The following is a 17,736-nucleotide window of genomic DNA, read 5'->3' as shown; positions in this document are numbered from 1 at the left end:
CCTTCCTGTCGCTGCAAATACTATCACTGATAGTATTCAATCGCAAGGGGAAAGAACGGGGAGCAGGAAGCGGGAAACAAGAAGCGCTTAACGACGCGAGCGCTTCCGGCGGTTCGCGACGCACAGGGCAAGCGCGCCTCCGGACAGCAGGGCGATGCCGAGCGCGGCCTGCGGCAGCGCGCCGTCTCCCGTTGCGGCAAGAGCGGTGGCGCTCGACGGGACCGCGGGAGCCGCCGCATCCGTGGGCGCGGGGTCGGGCGTCGAAGGCGTCGGCTCGGGAGGGATCGGCGGCTCACCTGCGACAACGCCGTTCGCGACGACGAACAGCGGCCCAACGACGGAGCCCTTCTTGATGGCGATCGCGCCTGATGCCGCATCGTAGGCGTAATCGACGCCCGCGACGAGCTCCGGCCCGCCCGCCGTCCCGCAGCGCACGGAGATCGCGTCGGGCAGCGCGTACCCTTCGCCGGCGACGAGCGTGAGACGATTGCTCTCGTCGCTGTCCTTCTCGTACGTCGCGACCAGCTCCGCGTCTTCGGCTTCCGCTATCGAAAGCCCGGTCAGGGTTGCACGCACCGGATAGACGCACGCGTTCGTCGCTCCGCCCTGCTCAATGAGGGGAAGCGCGAAGAAGCCGCCTTCGATGGTGCCCGCGTTGGTCACGTTGCCGAAGAACGTCCCGTCTTCGATGGTGTCGTGGTTCGCTACCGCGCCCGCGAACGTGCCGCCCGTGATAGTGGCACGGTTGTATTCGGGGTCGAAGTCGGAGTCGCAGTTGCTGACGGGGCCGTCGAACGTGCCTCCCGCGATAATGCCGCCGTACTGGCTCGAAACGGAGCCGGTGGACGCGAACGTGCCGCCCGAAATAGTGCCGCCGTTCGACTCGACCGCTTTGCCGAACGTTCCGTTGCGTATCTCGCCGAAATTGTAGGTCGTGTCGCTGTTGAACACCCCGTCGCCGATGATGCCGTTATTGAAGAACATCACGCCGCCGAACGTGCCGCCCGAAACGATTCCATCGGAGTCGTTTTCCGCGCCGTCGTTGAACGTGCCGTCTTCGATGGTCCCGCTGTTGTATACGTTTACGTTGAACTCGCCGCCGCGTATCGTGCCGTAGTTGGTCACGCTGTTGTTGCCGCCGTTGAATACGCCACCCGAAACGACGCCGCCCTCGTAGTTGTACACGTAGCCGCCGAACTCGCCGCCGACTATCGTGCCTGTATTGGTGGTTGACCCGGTGTATGCGGCTCCGGTAAGCGAGAACGTGCGTCCGGCATCGAGCGTAAGTCTCCCTGCGTCCGCGTCGTAGCGCCAACCTTCTCCCCATGCGGCGACGGGCGTTCCGTCCGCGCCGATCTCGATCTCGACGGCGATGAGGGCGCCGGAATCGCCTCCTTCGTCCGAAAACGCGACGCTCGGCGCGAGCGAGCAGACAAGGGTAAGGATTGCGACCAGGGCGAACAGTCGTTTTCTCACAGAGGGCCTCCTTCGAGTACGGTGACCCTCGAATGCTAGCATGGGGGAGGGAGCTGCAGGCATCCTTTGCGAAACCGGGCGGATGCACTGCGAAAAAAGGCGGCAGCCATCGGGCTGCCGCCTTTTCGGAGCGGAACAGGGGCGCGAACGGCGCTAGATGGACGATGCCACCGCTTCGTCGTCGGGGAGCGCCGCGGCCTCCTCGGCGCGCTCGAGCTTCGACACGCCCTCGGCGTCGCGTTCGGCCAGGTACTGCTCCATGGAGTAGTGGGTGATGTCGGATCGGTTGATCACGCCCACCACCTGGCCTTCGTCAAGCACGGGCACCTTCTTCAAGTGGTTCTCGCCCAGCACGCGGCACACCTCGGGCAGGTCGGCATGCACGTCCACGCCGATGATGCCCTTTGCGCCGATGCTCTTTGCCGGCATCGTCATGAGCTCGTCGAGCTTGCGCGCGAAATCCTGGTTGCCGCCGTCGGTATCCACGGTCTGCATGATCATGACCACGGGGTCCATCATCATGGTGCTGCGCTTCGACAGGTAGCGCATGATGTCGCCGTCGGACACGAAGCCCACGGCCTTGCCCTGCGCGTCCACGAGGGGAGCAGCGCTGATGTGCTTGTCCACGAGCACCTTCATGGCCTCGGCCACGGTCGCGTTCGCGGGCAGGGTGTACACGTCGCGCTTCATGATGGACTCGAGCACCGTGCGGCGCGCGTTGTCCTTGTCCTTCTCGGCGGCCTCGCCCGGCTTGTTCTTCACGAGCGCCACCACCATGATGAAGCCGATGAGGCACAGCACGCCGGCCAGGGCGAACGCCACGTCGATGCCGAAGATGCTGCCCTGGAGCTGCCCCATGGACTCGGAAGTCATGTTCGTGGCGATGGTGGACGCCGACACGATGATGGCGGTGCCCAACGAGCCTGCCACCTGGCGGAACGTGTTGTTCACCGAGGTGCCGTGGTTCACCAGCTCGTTGTCGAGCGCGTTCATGCCCCAGGTGGTGATGGGCATGTTCACCAGCGACAGCGAGAACAGGCGCACCGTGTACAGGATGGTCAGCGTGATGATGCCCGTCTCGGTGCCGAGGAACGCGAAGCAGAACGTGGTGAGCGTCAGCACGCCCATGCCCACGAGCGCCAGCACGCGCGGGCCGTGCTTGTCGAACAGGCGGCCGGCGATGGGGCCCATGGCGCCCATGATGATGGCGCCGGGCAGCAGCACGAGGCCCGACACGGTGGCCGAGTAGCCCATGAGCGACTGCAGGTAGATGGGCACGAGGATGCCGGCGGCAAGCAGGGCGCCCTGCACGAGCATGCCGATGATGGTGGCGATGAGGAACTTGCGGTTCTGCAGCACGCGCACCTGCAGCATGGGATGCTCCATCTTCAGCTGGCGGCGGAAGAAGAACACGAGCGCCACGACGCCCACGAGCGTGCCCGCGATGGCGTCGACGCGCAGGCCGTACGAGCCGATGGTGGACAGGCCGTACAGGAGGCCGCCGAAGCCGAACGACGACAGGACGACGGACGGCACGTCGAGGCTGACGTCCTTGTTCGTCTCGCCGCCCTTCTCCAGCACGAACGCGCCGATGAGCACGACGATGGCCGACAGGACGGTGATGATGTAGAACATGTCGTGCCAGGTGTAGCGGTCGATGATCACGCCGGCGACGGTGGGGCCGATGGCCGGGCCGAACGCGATGACGATGCCGAACAGGCCCATGGCCGTGCCGCGCTTGTCGACGGGGAACGTCCACATGAGCACGGTCATCACGAGCGGCATGAGGATGCCGGCGCCGGCGGCCTGCACGAGGCGGCCCAGCAGCAGCAAGGCGAAGTTGGGACCCCAGCCTGCCAGCAAGCTGCCTGCGGTGAAGATGACCATGGACACGAGGAAGAGCCGCTTCGTGGTGAAGCGGTCCGTCAAGAATGCCGTGATGGGGATCATGATGGCGTTCACGAGGGTGAAGCCTGTGGTGAGCCACTGCGCCGTCGAGGCGTCGACGCTCATCTCGGCCATGACCGACGGCAGCGCCGGGGCGACGACGGTCTGGTTCAGAACCGTCACGAACGTGCCGAACACGAGAACGGCCAGCATGACGATCTGCTTACGCGATAAACCCATATACCTGTTCCTTCCGAGTATGCGCCGCGAACAAAAGCGCCTTTGAAGGGGAGCTTGCAGCAAACCCGACTTCAAAGACGCCCGTTTTCATGCGGTTGACGTAATTTACACTCAGTATAAATATTCATTCGGTAGATGAAAAGTCCTCGCCTGAAAAGTTGTGGTACCCTGCACGGAAACGGCACATCATCGGCATCGAAAGGGCGCGCGTCGTGGAACAGGAACAACCTTCGGCGGAAGGTCTGCGGTATCGCAAAAAGCTCAAGGCGCGGCTCGCGGTGGAGCGATCGGCGTTGGAGCTGGTCATCGAGCGGGGATACGACGGCGTGACGGTGGAGGATATCTGCGCCCGCGCCGAGATCTCCAAGAAGACGTTCTTCAACTACTTCTCGTCGAAGGCGGCGGCCATCATGGGCCGCATGGACTCGTTCCCCGACGACGAGCGGCTGGCCGAAATCCTCGAGGAGCACGACGAGGCATGCTACCTCGACGTGCTCGTGGGGGTGGTGGGCACGAGCCTCGCGTCGGGCGTGGACGAGAGCATCGTCAGCCTGCGCCGCGAGGCCCTGCGCTCCATGCCCCAACTGTTCTTCCAAGGCCAGCGCGACCTGCTGGCCGTGCAGCGCTCCATCGCCGCCGCGCTGCGCACGTACCTCGTCGAGCATCCCGAGCGCCGCATGCTCCCCGGCCGACCCGTCGAGGAAGAGGCGCTCGTGGCGTCGTCCACGGCCATCGGCCTGGCCCGGACGCGCTCCATGCTGCACGTGTGCAGCGACGTGGAACCCTCGGCGGCCGACACGCGCCGCCTTCTCGTCACGTACCTGTCGGCGGAGGACCCCGTTTCGAACTAGGGCGCCGTTCGCGCGGAAACCCCCTGCACCTCGCCGCGTTCGCTCGGTATACTGAAGCGACGAGATGCACGGCGCGCTGCCGTGCGCGTTCGACCGCGTTCCTGAAAGAGGCGCCCCATGCACATTCGCCCCGCTCGCCTGCTGTTCGACCGCTTTGCCGCCGCGCTGTGCGCGCTCGCGCTCGCGCTGGGGCTCGTGCCCCTCGCTCCCGCAGCCGCCGTTGCCGAAGAGCGCGACGACGCGCCTGTCGCGGCTTCCGTCGAGGAGCTGCTGGGTGCCGGGGCGTATCTCGAGGGCGAGGCACTCGTGGTGTACCGCTCCGACGATGCGTCCGCGCGCTCGCGCTCGCTCGATGCGGCCGATCCGCTTGCCGCGGCGGGCTTCTCGGTGGGCGAATCGTGGGACTTCGCGGGGGCCGACGGCGCGTCGGGCGCGAACGCGCTCGCGCTCGACGAGGATGCCCCGCAGGACGATGCGGCCGTGGTGGCGCGCGTCACGAAGCCCGGCGCCGACACCGCCGCGCTGCTCGAGGAGCTGCAGGCGATGGACGGCGTGCTGGCGGCGGCCCCGAACTACGTGCACGAGAGCGTCGGGGCCGTGGAGCCTGCCGAGCGCGGGACGGGGCCGGCGTCCGACTCCCTGTTTGCGCCGGCGGGCGAGGCGGAGGTTTCCGAGCAGCCGATCGTCGGGGGCACGGGCGTGCTTTCTGCGAACGGGTCGACCCCAACTGCCACCAACGATCCGCTGTCCGCTCTGCAGTGGTCGCTCAACAACGAGCTCACCTCCGATTCGGGGATTGCGGCCAATTCGGACGTCGACTTTTCCTCCGTGTACACGAGGGCGATAGCGGGCGAGGAGAACATCGTCGCCGTGCTCGATAGCGGCGTCGACTACAACAACGAGGATCTGCGCGAGGCGATGTGGGAGAACCCCGGCGACCTCCCCGGCGTGTCGGGACGCGCGGGCACGCACGGCTTCGATTTCGTCGACGGCGATGACGAGCCGCTTCCGGAAAGCGACAGCCTCGAAGAATCGCACGGCACGCATTGCGCCGGCGTCATCGCGGCGACCGGCAACAACGACACGGGCGTCGCGGGCGTCTCGCCGAACACGAAGATCATGGCGTTCAGGACGAATGGGGCTTCGACCGGCGGCAACGTCAACGACGGCGCCATCCTGTCCTCGTACGAGTTCCTGCTGCATGCGAAGCTGGCAGGCGAGAACGTCGTGGCCGCCAGCAACTCGTGGGGCGGCGTCATCTCGCCGGTGACGGAGTACGCGATGAACCAGGCCGGTCGCGCCGGGGTGCTCACCGTGTTCGCCGCCGGCAACGACGACGCCGACGTGGGCTCGATCGCCGATGGTCGCATCACGTACGGCCTGTCGGACAGTCCCTACATTCTTTCGGTCGCGGCATCGTCGCCGCTGGGCACGTACGCGACCTATACCAATTACAACGAGACCATCGTGGATGTGACCGCACCTGGCTCGACCATCCTGTCGACGGTTGCCGAGGGTGCGCAGACCTACCTGCCCGCCGTGGCGAAACTGCAGGACAACGCGGACGGCACGCCGGGCACGCGTTCGCTCTACTACCACAATATGGTGGACTTTTCCCAGGTGGACAGCGGTGCTGACATACTCCTCTACGGGGAAGAGGGGAAGCCGGCGGCCGATCAGAACAGGCTTGCGGTAACGACGGGCGCCGGCCTTGATGGCAGGCAGGCGCTCAAGCTGATGGTGAACGATATGACAAGTTCGGAAAGCGTCACGATTACCTGGCGCATCGACAACCCCTTCAAGAACATGACCTGGGAGCAGGCCGAAAAAGTATGCGTGAGCGCCCTGCCGGGCGTTTCGGTAGGCGATGGCATCGCCGATGATTCAGTGTGGGCTCTGCCCCTTCTGCTGACCGACGACGGGTATGCGCTTACCAATGCCGCCTATTCGGGAGGGAGTCAGGACAACCAGTCGCTCGCTTCTGCCCATCTGCAAGATCAAGAAGCCTTCGAGAGTATCAAGGATCAAGACACGCTGCGCGTCGGCGTCGACCTGTCGCTCTCTCCAGATGCTTCAACCAAGAACTCCGTTTCGTTAACCGTTACCGATTTCGGCATGGGGTATGCCAGCAGCGATCAGGCGTATGACTACATGTCGGGCACCTCTATGGCGTGCCCGCTGGTGGCAGGAGCCGTCGGTCTGCTGGCGTCGCTCTACCCGGATGAAACGGCGCTTGACCTGCGTGGGCGCATCGTCGGCGGCACGAAAGCGAGCAACCTTGCGAGCGATCCGGTCAAGCAGACTGCGTCGGACGGCACGCTCGATTTGGCGGTGGCTGCGGACGACGCCGTTCATCCGAACACGTGGGGCGCACACGAGGGGGAAGATGCTTCGGGCGGCGCGGCGCTCGTGCTGGAGGGGTACGGGCTGGCGGCCACGACGCAGCTCTCGATCGACGGCGCGGCGGTGGACGCCGCCGCGTGGTCGGTTGACGCTGATGGTTCCGAGCTGGTCGTTCGCGACGCGGGGCTGCTCGACGGCGCTCGGCATGTCGTGGAGGTGGAGGACGGCACGGCCGCCCATAAGGCGGCGTACTCATTCCCGAAAACCGATCGGCGGCTATCCTTCGAGCGGGTGGTCGACCTGCCCGATCCGGAGATTCCCGGCGAGGTCGGGTTCGATTCGGGCATGCTGATAGCCGCAGCGGATCGGCTGTTCTGCATAGATTCCAAGGGACGCTACCTGTACGCGTACGATCCGGAAAGCGCCGATGGGTGGACGGCGTGCGCGTCGCCGAGCGATGCAGGGTTTGACTTGTCGTACTTCCGGGCGAACAGTGCGGCTGCCTATGCCGATGGGAAGCTGTATATGACGGTGTTCCACGATGAGGAAACGGACGATCCCGAGAACCCGTATACGCTGTTCATGGGAGTTGTCACGTATGATATAGCCACCGATACCTGGGATGGCGAGGTGCTCGATTTTATACAATCGGCCCCCGGTGCAGCCGGCAGGCATTTTCCATCGCCGAGCTTGGCCTCGCTCAAGGGTTGCATCTACTTCAGCATAGGTTCAGGCGAGGATCGTACGATCATGCAGTACGACCCTGCAACGGGCGAAGGGGCCTCGATCGACTTCGAGGAAGCTGATCCTCAGGGGAGCTTCGGCACGCTGGCGTCGGGGCGCACGGCTCCGCTTGCGGCGGTCGGCGACGAACTGCGCTTCGTCGGCTTCGTCCCCGAGGGAGACGGCTATGCGATGACGCTCGGGACGTTCGACGGCGAGACGTTCGGCGTGCTGGAGCCGGGTGCCGACGCGCCCCGATTCGGTGCCGACGAGCTCGACGCGTTGGAAGGGTATGCGCGGCAGGCCTCGGCCGCCACGGGTGACGAGATCGTGTTCGCGGGCGCGTCGGCCGACGGGCTGGGCGACGCCTATGCGGTCGATGCGGCCACCGGCGCCTGGCGTGCGCTCGATGCGAAGGCTCCCGGCGACGGCTCGGCGGCCGTGCCCACCGCGTGCTTCTATCGCGGAACGTACTACGTGCTGGCAGCGAGCGCGAGCGCGGACGGCACGCCGACGACGTCGCTGTACCGGCTGCCGGACGAGGCGGCGCTCGCGCCGAACGACCACGTGGCGAGCGCGCAGGCGACCGAGGGCGGCACGGTGGACGTGCGCTACGGTGCCGTGTCCGCGGCGCGCGTTGCGGCGTCCTCGCAGGTCGAGCATGTGGCCCTCGGCGACACGGTGACGTGGATCGCCACGCCCGACGAGGGGTACGCGTTCTCGGGTTGGTACGGAACGGACGGGTCGCTGATCAGCGAAGATGCCAGCTATCGGCAGCCGGTGACCGCCGACGTCGCGCTGAGCGCCCGCTTCGTCGCGACGAGCGGCCCCGCGCCGGCCCCCGATCCCGCGCCGGGCGACGGCCTCGATCCGAAGCCGCTGCCCTCCACCGTCGCGAAGCCCCTCGCCCCCACCGGCGACGGACTGGGCGCCGCACGTACGCTCGCCGCGGCGACAGCCGCCGCAGGGCTCGCCGCCGCCCTCGGTGCTCTCGCACGGATTCGAAAAACTTCTTGACAGCTTTCCGGATCATTGTGCTATAGTTTGCGCCACAACTTAATACCTTGAAACCTATGAGGCGAAAGTCAAGCCATCATGAGCACTCACAGAGAGCGGGCGTAGCTGGGATTCCCGCAGTAAGCTGGATGGTAAATGGATCGCCGAGGGAAAGGGGAAAGGGAGGCGCGGCGCGCAAGCGGCCAAACCGACCGAGTATCTGGACCGTGAGCCTGCGTTAAGGGCAGAACATGTGTTGGCATGTTCGTGAGAGGGTTCTGCATTGCAGAATCAACGGTGAAGGTGGCACCGCAGGTTACAAGACCTGTCCTTCGATGAGAAGGACAGGTCTTTTTCATTGTGGGGGAGCGGGGCGCCGAATTCATGCAGTTGTCTGCGAGGTCGATCCTCATCCGCGAAGTTCGTGCCGGCAAACCAAACGCCCCGGGAGGGGCAATGACCGGCGGGAACTCCGCCAAAGAAAGGATTGAGGAACATGGAACAGCAGATCAAGCGCGAGGTTGCAACGCAGACGGCAGCGGCGGGCGAGGCGGCCGCGCCGCGCAAGCGCGAAGTGGCGGCAGCGCCCAAGAAGGCGGGCCTCTCCACGCAGGATCTCATCCTCATCGCCGTGCTGCTGGCGGCCGGCGCGGTGCTCAAGCTGACGGTGGGCTCGCTGCTCTCGTCGATGGGCATGAAGCCGAACTTCATCATCGCCATGTACTGCCTGGCCATCATCCTGACGCGGCCGAAGCTGGGCCAGGCCCTGATCATCGGCTTGCTGGCGGGGCTCATCTGCCAGATTCCCCTGCTGAACGCCACGCCGCTCTTGAACATCCCCTCCGAAGTGCTCGGCGCGCTCGCCTGCGGCCTGCTCATCAAGGTGCCGATGCGCATCGGCGGCAAGCTCGACCTCAACCCGCTCGTGAACACGTTCATCTCCACGGTGGTGTCCGGCGGCACCTTCGCCCTGCTGTCCATCTACATCAACGTCGTGTCCACGGGCGGCGACGTCATGGTGGCGCTGGCGACGTACGCGGCCATCGTCTTCGGTACGGCCACCTTCAACTGCATCCTCGTGCAAGTTCTGGCCGTGCCGCTGAAGAAGGTTCTCAAGCGCTAGGAGGGTTCCACGGGCCTACGTCCCGCGGAACCTGCCGACGCTGCGGTCGGCCGTGGCGCCCGATCTCGCGGCGATGACGAGGGCTCGCGTACGCAAGTACGCGTCGCCCTCGCCCTCCCCACGATCTCGGGCGCCACGGCCGACCTCGCTGACTTACTGCGCCAACCTGCGATTCGGAAGAAAGACTCGACATGATAGAGATACGCGATTTCACGTTTCAGTACCGCGAAAGCGAGCGGCCGGTGGTGAGCGGCATTGACCTCACCATCCCGGACGGCGCGTTCGTCGGCGTCACCGGGGCCGCCGGCTCGGGCAAATCGACCCTGACCTACGCGCTGAACGGCATCATCCCGCATTGCTATCCGGGCGACTTCTACGGCTCCGTCGTCATCGACGGGCTCGACACCTGCGAGGTTGCGCTGACCGACGTGTCGCAGGTGGTGGGCAGCGTCTGCCAGGACGTCGACAGCCAGTTCGTCACGTCGGTTGTGGAGGACGAGGTGCTCTACGGCCTCGAGAACTTCGGCGTGCCGCGCGACCAGATCGAGGGCCGCGTGAGCCGGGCACTGGCCGACATGGGCATCTCCGACGTGCGAGACCGCGTGATCTCGTCGCTGTCCGGCGGGCAGAAGCAGAAGGTGGCCATCGCGTCCATCCTGGCGCTGAACCCGCGGGTGCTCGTGCTGGACGAGCCCACCGCCGAGCTCGATCCTCTGAGTTCGCGCACGGTGTTCGACCTGTTGGCACGCTATGCGCGCGAGCACGGCACCACCGTCGTGGTGGTGGAGCAGAAGATCGCCCTGCTGTCCCAGTACGCCGACCTGCTGGTCATCGTCGACGAGGGGCGCATCCGCTTCGCCGACGAGCCCGCGAAGGTGCTGGAGCACAGCGACGAGCTCAAGCGGATCGGCGTCAACTGCCCGCGCTCGACCACCCTCATGAACCGTCTGCGCGCCGAGGGCCTGTACGGCGGCGCGTCCGTCCGCAACGTGCGCGAAGCGCGCGAGGCTTTGAAGGAGGTGCTCGCATGATCGAGTTCGACGACGTGCGCGCGTCCTACGACGCGTCGCTCCCCATCTTGAAGGGCGTCAGCTTCACGATCCGCGACGGCGAGTTCGTCGCGTTCGTGGGCACGAACGGGGCCGGGAAATCGACCACGATGCGCCTGATCAACGGGCTGCTCAAGCCCGATGCCGGCCAGGTGCTCATCGACGGCGTGCCTACGACCGATCTGCGGACGAGCGAGCTTGCGCGGCGCGTGGGCTTCCTGTTCCAGAATCCCGACAGCCAGATCTGCTGCAACACGGTGCGCGAGGAGCTGCTGTTCGGCTTCAAGGCGCTTGGGGCGGACGGCCCGGACGCCGATGCGCGCGTGCAGGACATCATCGAGGAGTTCCATTTCAACGCCGACGACGACCCGTTCCTGCTGAACCGCGGCGCGCGCCAGCTGCTGGCGCTCGCGTCCATCGTGGTGCTTGCGCCGCCGGTGGTGGTGCTCGACGAGCCCACCACGGGCCTGGACTACCGCGAGTGCGTGAAGGTGATGGACATCATCCGCCGCATCCACGAGCGGGGCACGACGGTGGTCATGGTATGCCACGACATGGAGGTGGTGGCGGACTACGCCGAGCGTTGCATCGTGATGAGCGGCGGCACGGTGGTGGACGACGCCCCCACGTTCGACGTGCTGCGCAATCGCGACACGCTCGAGCGCGCCTCGCTCGTTCCGCCGCAGATCGTTGACTTGTCGCTTGAGCTGGCGTGCGAGATGCCGCAGCTCGCCGAGACGGCCGTCGCCCGCGCCAACACGGTGGACGAGATGCTGGCCGCCGTCGCGGCGCAGGCTCGAACAACCCAGGATGTCGAAAGGGGCGTGTGCGCATGAGCTCGTTTCTCGAATACGTGCCCGGCACCAGCCTGCTGCACCGCATGAACCCGGTGGCCAAGCTGGTGGCGGCCGTGGCGTTCGCGCTCGCGTGCTTCTGCTCGAGCAACCTCGTGTTCCTGGCCGCGATGCTGGCGGTCGGGTTCGCGCTGGCCGCGACGTGCGGCATGGTCAAACCCACCATCGGCCTGGCGAAAGCGGTGTTCGCGTTCTCGCTGATCCTCGCCATCGTCCAGATTCTCACGACGCCGAGCGGAGCGGTGCTGGTGGAGCTGCCGTGGGGCTACATCGGCACGGACAGCCTGCGGGCGGCGCTCACCACGGTGGTGCGCCTCATGGCCGCCGCCATCCCGCTGTTCCTCGTGTTCTACGTCACCAAGATGAACGACATCACGAACGCCGTGGTGAAGGTGCTGCACGTGCCGTACAAGTACGCGTTCACGTTCACGTCCACCATCCATTTCATCCCCATGTTCATGAACGACATGAGGGGCATCATGGAGGCGCAGACCGCGCGCGGCGTGGAGTTCGACGCGGGCGGCATCGTGCGGAAGGTGCGCCTGATGGTGCCGCTGTGCGTGCCGCTGCTCGTGTCGTCGGTCCGCAAGACCAACAGCGCCGCCATCGCCGCGGAGGTGCGCGGCTTCAACCTGCGCACCGCGACGAGCGGCTACAAGGAGTACCCCTTCGCCGGCTCCGACGTGGTCGCGATCGCGGCCTCGCTCGCGCTGGTCGCCTGCGCCGTAGTGTTGGGCGTCGTGTTGTAGGGAAGGTCAGGCGTCCTTGCGAAGGTACACCATGTCTCGGAGTTGGATGCCGTCTTCGAACATGGGGTGGTCGTAGTTGTCGGTGAAGAAGTTCTTGTCGCGGTGCGAGATGCGGAAGCCGCATCGCTCGTAGAAGCCCAAGGTTTCGGTACGTCGCCCGTGCCGACGTACATGGTTTCGAACGCTCCGAGGTAGCGGTCGCAGAGGTATTCGACCATGGCCCGCCCGTACCCTTTTCCCTGGTGCTGCGGGTACGTGGCGATGTTCTTCAGCTCGAACTCCTCGGCACTCAGCGCGACGACCACGGCAACGCACTTCGTCCCGTCGTCGTCGAGGACGAAGAGCCTGCCGTCGTCCAGGTACCGGTCGATCATGTCCTCCTGCTCGTCTGCCAGCAGCAGCAAGTCGAGGTACCGCTTCTTGTCGGCGGTCACCTCGACGATGCGGTATCCCATGGCCCATCCCTTCGCAGCTTCGGTTCGTTAACGGCTAGTATACCCCGAAGCTTGTGCGATAATAGGCGGCCATGATGGCGGCGAAGGAGGGCGGATGGAGTACGCGGTGGCTGCGGAAAGTCAGGTCGACGAGCTGTACGAGCTGGTGCAGCGCACGATACGGGCGGTGTATCCGCGCTACTACCCGCAGGCGGTGGTGGAGTCGTTCTGCGGGCTGCACAGCCGCGACGCGATCGCGGCCGACGTGGCGGCGGGGCGCGAGGGCGTCGTGCTCGTGGACGGCCGCGTGGCCGGCACGGGCTGTCGCGACGGCAACCACATCACGCGCGTGTACGTGGCGCCCGCCTTCCAGGGTCGCGGCGTGGGCAGCTTCATCATGCAGCGCCTCGAGGACGAGATCGCGCGCGATCACGCGACGGCCCTGCTCGACGCCTCGCTGCCGGCGACGGGGCTCTACGAGCGCCGCGGCTACCGCACGCTGCGCCACGAGCAGTTCCCCGTCGAAGACGAAGCCGTGCTCGTCTACGCCGTCATGGAGAAAGAGCTTGCCTAGCCCTGCATATCCTTGCAGGCGAAGTACGAGCCGACGATGCTGACGAGGGTCCAGGCGACGAAGATGACGATGGCGACGACGAACGCAACCTCGCCGTCGAAGAGGATGCCGCAGGCGACCATGAGGATGCCGGCGGGGATGGACGCGTACGCGCCGAACCGCTGACCCTTTCGCCAGGCCTCGTCGCTGCTCTGCGTCCACGGCAAGCGGATGCCGAACGCGGCGTTCCGCGTCGTCTTCGGCATGAGGTTCCCGAGGAACAGCAGCGTGGCTCCCACGATGACAGCGGCGATCTTCGACATGCCGCTGTCGGGCGTGCCCACGGCGACGGCGGTGGAATCGTACGACAGGGTGTTGAGCGACACGAACACCGATACGGCGATGAACATCGCCTGCATGCCGACGTTGAGCTTCATCATGGTGGCGCGGTTCTCCTGCTCGCCGAACCTCGCGAGCAGCATCAGGAACAGCCCGAACACGAACGCGAGCGCCACCACCGTGAAGGTTTCGTAGCGGCTGCCGATGCGGTCGACTTCGCCGCCCGTGAAGTGAACCGGCACCTGATCGGGCATCATCGCCACGAACGCCGCCGTCACCGCCACGTCGATCGCGAACAGGACGCCGACGGCGAGATACCCCTTCTTCATGCTCCGCTCCTTCGGCTCCGCTCTTGCACGACGACCCGCCCCCACGCGTTCCAGTATAAAACTTCCGGGGGGGGGGGGGGGGGGCGTCAATGCGGGCTTCTTTCCGGGCGGCCCTACGCGCGCTTCTTGCGGAACTTGGCGGCGGCCAACGCGAAGAACAACGCGACGAATCCCCAGATCACGGCAAGGTCGAAGCCGACGCTGGCGAAATCGGCGCCGCGCAGCATGACGGCGCGCAGCGCGTCCACGCCGTAGGTGATGGGGAAGCATTGGCTGAGCACCTGCATCCACTCCGGCGCGCTCGCGAGGTCGAACAGCCCCGACAGCAGGATCTGCGGCACCACGAACAGCAGCATGAGCTGGATGACCTGGAACCCGCTTTTGGCCAGGCCCGACACCAGCAGCCCCAGCGTGACCGAGGCGAGCGCCATCGACACCACCACGAGTGTGACGAGCCAGACGGGCCCCTCGTTGGGGAAGCCGATGAACGCGAGCGCGATGAACAGGATGACCGCGGCCTGCACGAGCGCCAGCAGGCCGAAGCCCGCGGTGTAGCCGCCGAGGATCTGCACCGGCTTCACGGGCGTGGCCAGAAAGCGCGTCATGGTGCCCGCGCCGCGCTCGTTCACGAGCGACATGCCGCTGGTCAGGAACACGAACACGAATACGAATATGCCGATGAACACGGGGCCGTAGAAGTCGAACATCTTCCAGTCCTCGGTGCCGTGGAGGTACGTCGTCTCGACGTCCTGCACGGGAAGGTAGGCCGCCGTGTCGAAGTCGAGGGCGTCGAGCTCTTCGGCCAGCGGGCTCGCGGCGGCGCCCTGGGCGAGCAGCATGTCCGCGATGCCGTCCTTGCGCTCTTCGACGTCGGCCTGCATCTCGTCGGCCGCCTCCTGCTGCGCCTCGCTCAGCGCTTTCGCCACGACGTTCGCCGCTGCGGCCGTCTTCGTGGAGTCGCTCCCCTCGGCCCACAGCTCCAGCGTGGCGTCGTCGCGCATGCGCAGCACGGCGTCGGCCTCGTTCGCGCGCAGCAGGCGCTCGGCTTCGGCCTCGGTGGTGTCGACGATGCGGGCGTCCTGGCCCTCGAGCGCGGTTTGGAAGCTGGCGGGCAGGTCCACGGTGGCCAGCCGCGGCTCGTAGGCGTCGGTGCCCAGCAGCACCGACAGCAGCCACAGCACCAGGACGGGGGCCACGAACAGCAGGGCGAGCGTGCGCTTGTCATGCGCGAACTGCGACAGGACGCGCCGCGCGATGGCGAAGGTGTTACGCATGGGAGGCCTCCTCCCGCTCGTTGCCGGCCAGCGCGAGGAACGCGTCTTCCAGGTTCGCGGCGCCGGTCTGCGCGAGCAGCGCGGACGGCGTGCCCTGGGCGATCACGCGCCCGGCGCGCAGCATGGCCACGTCGTCGCACTGCAGGGCCTCGTCCATGATGTGCGTGGTCACGAGCAGCGTGGCGCCCCCGGCGGCCAGCTCGCGGAAGCACTCCCAGATGTGCCGGCGATGCTCGGGATCGAGGCCCACCGTGGGCTCGTCCAGCACGAGCAGGTCGGGGCGGTGCAGCATGGCCACGCCCAGCGACAGGCGGCGCTTCATACCGCCCGAGAACGCTCCCACCAGCCTGTTTCGATCAGAGTCGAGCCGCGTGAAGGCCAGCATGTCGTCGATGGCGTCGGCCAGCTCGGGCGCGCGCAAGCCGTTGAGCGTGCCGAAGAAGCGCAGATTCTCCGCGGCGGTCACGTCCTCGTACAGCGCCGTGTCCTGCGGCATGAAGCCGATGCGTCGGCGCGCCGTGGGGTAGGGCGCCTGCTCGCCCAGCACGCGCACGGTGCCCGCGGTGGGAACGAGGATGCCCATGACGAGGTTGACCATCGTGGTCTTGCCGCAGCCCGACGGCCCCAGCAGGCAGACGATGCGTCCTGCCGGAACGTCGAGATTCACCTGGTCGAGCACTGTTTTGCGCCGGTCTCCCAGCGGCGTTTTGCGCCCGAAGCGCATGGTCGCGTCGGAGAACGCTATCATCGGCTGCGCGTGTTCCATACGGGGTCCTTTGCGGTCGTCTGTCCTTTTCTGCTATCATAAATCAAACAGGTTGTTGGAAAAAAGGAACAAGAGTGGAACGCCTGTTGGATTATCGCGTCGTCGCACGTCGGAAAGGAACGCCCATGGCCCGCCCTCGCAAGGATTCGCCCGGCCCCTCGGCGGAGGAACGCCTCCAGGCGGCGTTTTGGGAGCTCATCGAGGAGCAGCCGCTCGAGCGTATGACGGTGGGCGACCTGACGGCGCGCGCGGGATGCAACCGCGGCACCTTCTACTATTACTACGACGATATGTACGAGATGCTCGACGCCATGATCGACCGGAACCTGCCCAAGCAGCTGCCGTCGTTCCTGTTGCAGCATTTCACGGGCGAAGCCCCGTCGGCGGATCACGATCGCGAGCTCGCGGTGGCCCTGCGCACGTTCCAACCCATGATCGACCGGCTGTGCCTGCTGCTGGCGAACGCGTCGTCTCCCCTGGTCACCCGACGCGTGAAAGGGGCCGTCATGGAACTGTGGGCGGGAGAGTTCGCCGCGGGCGGCGAGGCCGCGCTTGCGGGCGACGCCCGTATCGTGCTCGAGTTCGTGGTGAGCGGCATCCTCGGGCTCATGGCGTACCGTGCCGAGACGGGCATGCGCGTGTCCGTCGAAGAGATCGCGCAGGTTCTCGCTCCCGCTCTGCCCGACGCGCTCGCGCCGATACTCAAGCGCATCCTGGAAGCCGACGCCGCTCCTGCCTGAGTCGTCGGCGTTACAACCGCTTCGCGAAGCAGATGAGGCGGTTCGCTTCCTCGAACCCCGCGTGGAGGTGAAACGCCAGGCTGGCCGCGTCGCCCAACTCGCAATCGCTGGCGAATTCGGTGCAGCCGCGCTCCTTCGCCCACGCTTCGCAGGCGCGCAGCAGCTCGCGCGCGTGCCCCCGATGCCGGCACGCCTCGTCGACGTAGATGCCCTCCAAGTACCCGACGGGGCTCGAGGACGTGCCTTCCACGTAGTCGCGGCGTGCGCCGCACGGGCGCGGCGGTGGGGTATGATGGTCGTCGTCGGATACGGTAGCAGAAACGCAGGTGACTTGTCTTGGATGGTTCGGTGCTGGTGCAGGGGTTCACCATGGGGCTCGCGTACGTCGCGCCCATCGGCATGCAGAACCTGTTCGTCATCAACGCGGCCGTGTCGCAGCCGCGTTCGCGCGCCCTGGCAACGGCTCTGTTCGTCACCATGTTCGACATGATGCTGACGCTGGCCTGCTTCTTCGGCATCGGGGCCGTCATGGACGCCGTCCCCTGGCTCGGCCCGCTCATGCAGCTCGTGGGCGGCGCGCTCGTGGTGCTCATCGGCGTCGTGCTCGTGCTGCCCCGCAAAAAGGCGTCGAAAACCGAGCCGAATGCGGCGGGGAGCGCTGCGTACGAGCGCGCGAAGGGGCCGGGCCTGCGCGGCGTGTTCGTGGCAGCGCTGCTGGTCACCTGGTGCAACCCGCAGGCGTTCATCGACGGCACGATGATGCTCGGCGCGTTTCGCGCCACGTTCGGCGGGGCGGACGGCCTCGCGTTCGTGACGGGAGCGTGCGCGGCGTCGCTCGTGTGGTTCCCGGGGATGGCCCTTATCGTGTCGGTTCTCGGCAGCCGTTTCAACGATCGCGTGCTGCGCATCATCAACGTGGTGTGCGGCCTCGTGGTCATCGCGTACGGCGTGCGCCTCATCGCCGCGTTCTTCGGCATCGGGTGATCGGGCCGCAACAGCCTGCCAACAAA

At 66.3% G+C, this 17,736-nt stretch carries 16 protein-coding genes; 9 read left to right on the top strand and 7 right to left on the bottom strand.

What is annotated here, in order from left to right; genetic code table 11:
- Positions 1-87: 87 nt before the first annotated feature.
- Positions 88-1,476 carry a hypothetical protein gene (locus tag GS424_RS14360; RefSeq protein ID WP_160941168.1) on the bottom strand — a complete coding sequence of 463 codons (1,389 nt, stop codon included), beginning with the start codon at positions 1,474-1,476 and terminating at the stop codon, positions 88-90.
- 153 nt (positions 1,477-1,629) lie between these two features.
- Positions 1,630-3,603, bottom strand: coding sequence for an MDR family MFS transporter (locus GS424_RS14355; RefSeq protein ID WP_160941167.1), 1,974 nt, complete (start codon positions 3,601-3,603; stop codon positions 1,630-1,632).
- A gap of 212 nt (positions 3,604-3,815) precedes the next feature.
- On the opposite strand from GS424_RS14355, the gene GS424_RS14350 reads away from it, so the two are divergent.
- From GS424_RS14350 to GS424_RS14325, 6 genes are all read left to right on the top strand, one after another.
- A complete protein-coding gene (locus tag GS424_RS14350) occupies positions 3,816-4,454 on the top strand; it encodes a TetR/AcrR family transcriptional regulator (protein WP_160941166.1) in 639 nt (212 codons plus the stop codon).
- 117 nt (positions 4,455-4,571) lie between these two features.
- Positions 4,572-8,537 carry a S8 family serine peptidase gene (locus tag GS424_RS14345; RefSeq protein WP_160941165.1) on the top strand — a complete coding sequence of 1,322 codons (3,966 nt, stop codon included), beginning with the start codon at positions 4,572-4,574 and terminating at the stop codon, positions 8,535-8,537.
- Between the two features lie 475 nt (positions 8,538-9,012).
- Positions 9,013-9,639 (top strand): tryptophan transporter, encoded by a 627-nt coding sequence (locus GS424_RS14340; protein WP_160941164.1) that lies wholly within the window; start codon positions 9,013-9,015, stop codon positions 9,637-9,639.
- Between the two features lie 191 nt (positions 9,640-9,830).
- Complete coding sequence (locus GS424_RS14335; protein WP_160941163.1) at positions 9,831-10,670, top strand: energy-coupling factor ABC transporter ATP-binding protein; 840 nt, start codon at positions 9,831-9,833, stop codon at positions 10,668-10,670.
- Positions 10,667-11,524 (top strand): energy-coupling factor ABC transporter ATP-binding protein, encoded by an 858-nt coding sequence (locus GS424_RS14330; protein ID WP_160941162.1) that lies wholly within the window; start codon positions 10,667-10,669, stop codon positions 11,522-11,524. The genes GS424_RS14335 and GS424_RS14330 overlap by 4 nt, the downstream gene beginning before the upstream one ends.
- Positions 11,521-12,291, top strand: a complete 771-nt coding sequence (locus tag GS424_RS14325) for an energy-coupling factor transporter transmembrane component T family protein (RefSeq protein WP_160941161.1) — start codon at positions 11,521-11,523, stop codon at positions 12,289-12,291. Before GS424_RS14330 ends, GS424_RS14325 begins: the two co-directional genes overlap by 4 nt.
- Here GS424_RS14325 and GS424_RS14320 read toward each other — a convergent pair.
- Positions 12,195-12,746 (bottom strand): GNAT family N-acetyltransferase, encoded by a 552-nt coding sequence (locus tag GS424_RS14320; RefSeq protein WP_218958869.1) that lies wholly within the window; start codon positions 12,744-12,746, stop codon positions 12,195-12,197. The two genes, GS424_RS14325 and GS424_RS14320, sit on opposite strands and share 97 nt — an antisense overlap.
- A gap of 94 nt (positions 12,747-12,840) precedes the next feature.
- Here GS424_RS14320 and GS424_RS14315 point away from each other — a divergent pair, with 94 nt between their 5' ends.
- Positions 12,841-13,299 carry a GNAT family N-acetyltransferase gene (locus GS424_RS14315; RefSeq protein ID WP_160941160.1) on the top strand — a complete coding sequence of 153 codons (459 nt, stop codon included), beginning with the start codon at positions 12,841-12,843 and terminating at the stop codon, positions 13,297-13,299.
- Here GS424_RS14315 and GS424_RS14310 read toward each other — a convergent pair.
- The 3 genes from GS424_RS14310 to GS424_RS14300 form a co-directional block, all read right to left on the bottom strand.
- A complete protein-coding gene (locus tag GS424_RS14310; protein WP_160941159.1) occupies positions 13,296-13,946 on the bottom strand; it encodes an SdpI family protein in 651 nt (216 codons plus the stop codon). The two genes, GS424_RS14315 and GS424_RS14310, sit on opposite strands and share 4 nt — an antisense overlap.
- 113 nt (positions 13,947-14,059) lie before the next feature.
- Positions 14,060-15,220: an ABC transporter permease gene (locus GS424_RS14305; RefSeq protein WP_160941158.1), complete on the bottom strand. Its 1,161-nt coding sequence runs from the start codon at positions 15,218-15,220 to the stop codon at positions 14,060-14,062.
- The gene (locus tag GS424_RS14300; RefSeq protein ID WP_244977567.1) at positions 15,213-15,986 is read right to left on the bottom strand and encodes an ABC transporter ATP-binding protein; all 774 of its coding nucleotides are present in this window, start codon (positions 15,984-15,986) and stop codon (positions 15,213-15,215) included. The genes GS424_RS14305 and GS424_RS14300 overlap by 8 nt, the downstream gene beginning before the upstream one ends.
- A 125-nt stretch (positions 15,987-16,111) precedes the next feature.
- Here GS424_RS14300 and GS424_RS14295 point away from each other — a divergent pair, with 125 nt between their 5' ends.
- Entirely contained in the window at positions 16,112-16,726 is a 615-nt protein-coding gene (locus tag GS424_RS14295) for a TetR family transcriptional regulator (RefSeq protein ID WP_160941157.1), read from the top strand.
- Positions 16,727-16,736: 10 nt separating this feature from the next.
- On the opposite strand, the gene GS424_RS14290 is transcribed toward GS424_RS14295, so the two are convergent.
- The gene (locus GS424_RS14290; protein ID WP_160941156.1) at positions 16,737-16,976 is read right to left on the bottom strand and encodes a GNAT family N-acetyltransferase; all 240 of its coding nucleotides are present in this window, start codon (positions 16,974-16,976) and stop codon (positions 16,737-16,739) included.
- Between the two features lie 86 nt (positions 16,977-17,062).
- Between GS424_RS14290 and GS424_RS14285 the strand changes: the two genes are divergently transcribed.
- Complete coding sequence (locus GS424_RS14285; RefSeq protein ID WP_218958868.1) at positions 17,063-17,710, top strand: LysE/ArgO family amino acid transporter; 648 nt, start codon at positions 17,063-17,065, stop codon at positions 17,708-17,710.
- Positions 17,711-17,736: the final 26 nt, after the last annotated feature.

The sequence above is a fragment of the Eggerthella guodeyinii genome (assembly GCF_009834925.2).
GTDB classification, from domain to species: Bacteria; Actinomycetota; Coriobacteriia; order Coriobacteriales; family Eggerthellaceae; genus Eggerthella; species Eggerthella guodeyinii.
This window is presented reverse-complemented; position numbering and strand designations above follow the sequence as displayed.

Bases quoted from the DNA above. Each gene is read 5' to 3' on its own strand.
- GS424_RS14355 (WP_160941167.1), bottom strand. From the start codon at position 3,603: ATGGGTTTATCGCGTAAGCAGATCGTCATGCTGGCCGTTCTCGTGTTC.
- GS424_RS14345 (WP_160941165.1), top strand. From the start codon at position 4,572: ATGCACATTCGCCCCGCTCGCCTGCTGTTCGACCGCTTTGCCGCCGCG.
- GS424_RS14340 (WP_160941164.1), top strand. From the start codon at position 9,013: ATGGAACAGCAGATCAAGCGCGAGGTTGCAACGCAGACGGCAGCGGCG.
- GS424_RS14335 (WP_160941163.1), top strand. From the start codon at position 9,831: ATGATAGAGATACGCGATTTCACGTTTCAGTACCGCGAAAGCGAGCGG.
- GS424_RS14330 (WP_160941162.1), top strand. From the start codon at position 10,667: ATGATCGAGTTCGACGACGTGCGCGCGTCCTACGACGCGTCGCTCCCC.
- GS424_RS14325 (WP_160941161.1), top strand. From the start codon at position 11,521: ATGAGCTCGTTTCTCGAATACGTGCCCGGCACCAGCCTGCTGCACCGC.
- GS424_RS14320 (WP_218958869.1), bottom strand. From the start codon at position 12,746: ATGGGATACCGCATCGTCGAGGTGACCGCCGACAAGAAGCGGTACCTC.
- GS424_RS14315 (WP_160941160.1), top strand. From the start codon at position 12,841: ATGGAGTACGCGGTGGCTGCGGAAAGTCAGGTCGACGAGCTGTACGAG.
- GS424_RS14310 (WP_160941159.1), bottom strand. From the start codon at position 13,946: ATGAAGAAGGGGTATCTCGCCGTCGGCGTCCTGTTCGCGATCGACGTG.
- GS424_RS14305 (WP_160941158.1), bottom strand. From the start codon at position 15,220: ATGCGTAACACCTTCGCCATCGCGCGGCGCGTCCTGTCGCAGTTCGCG.
- GS424_RS14300 (WP_244977567.1), bottom strand. From the start codon at position 15,986: ATGGAACACGCGCAGCCGATGATAGCGTTCTCCGACGCGACCATGCGC.
- GS424_RS14295 (WP_160941157.1), top strand. From the start codon at position 16,112: ATGGCCCGCCCTCGCAAGGATTCGCCCGGCCCCTCGGCGGAGGAACGC.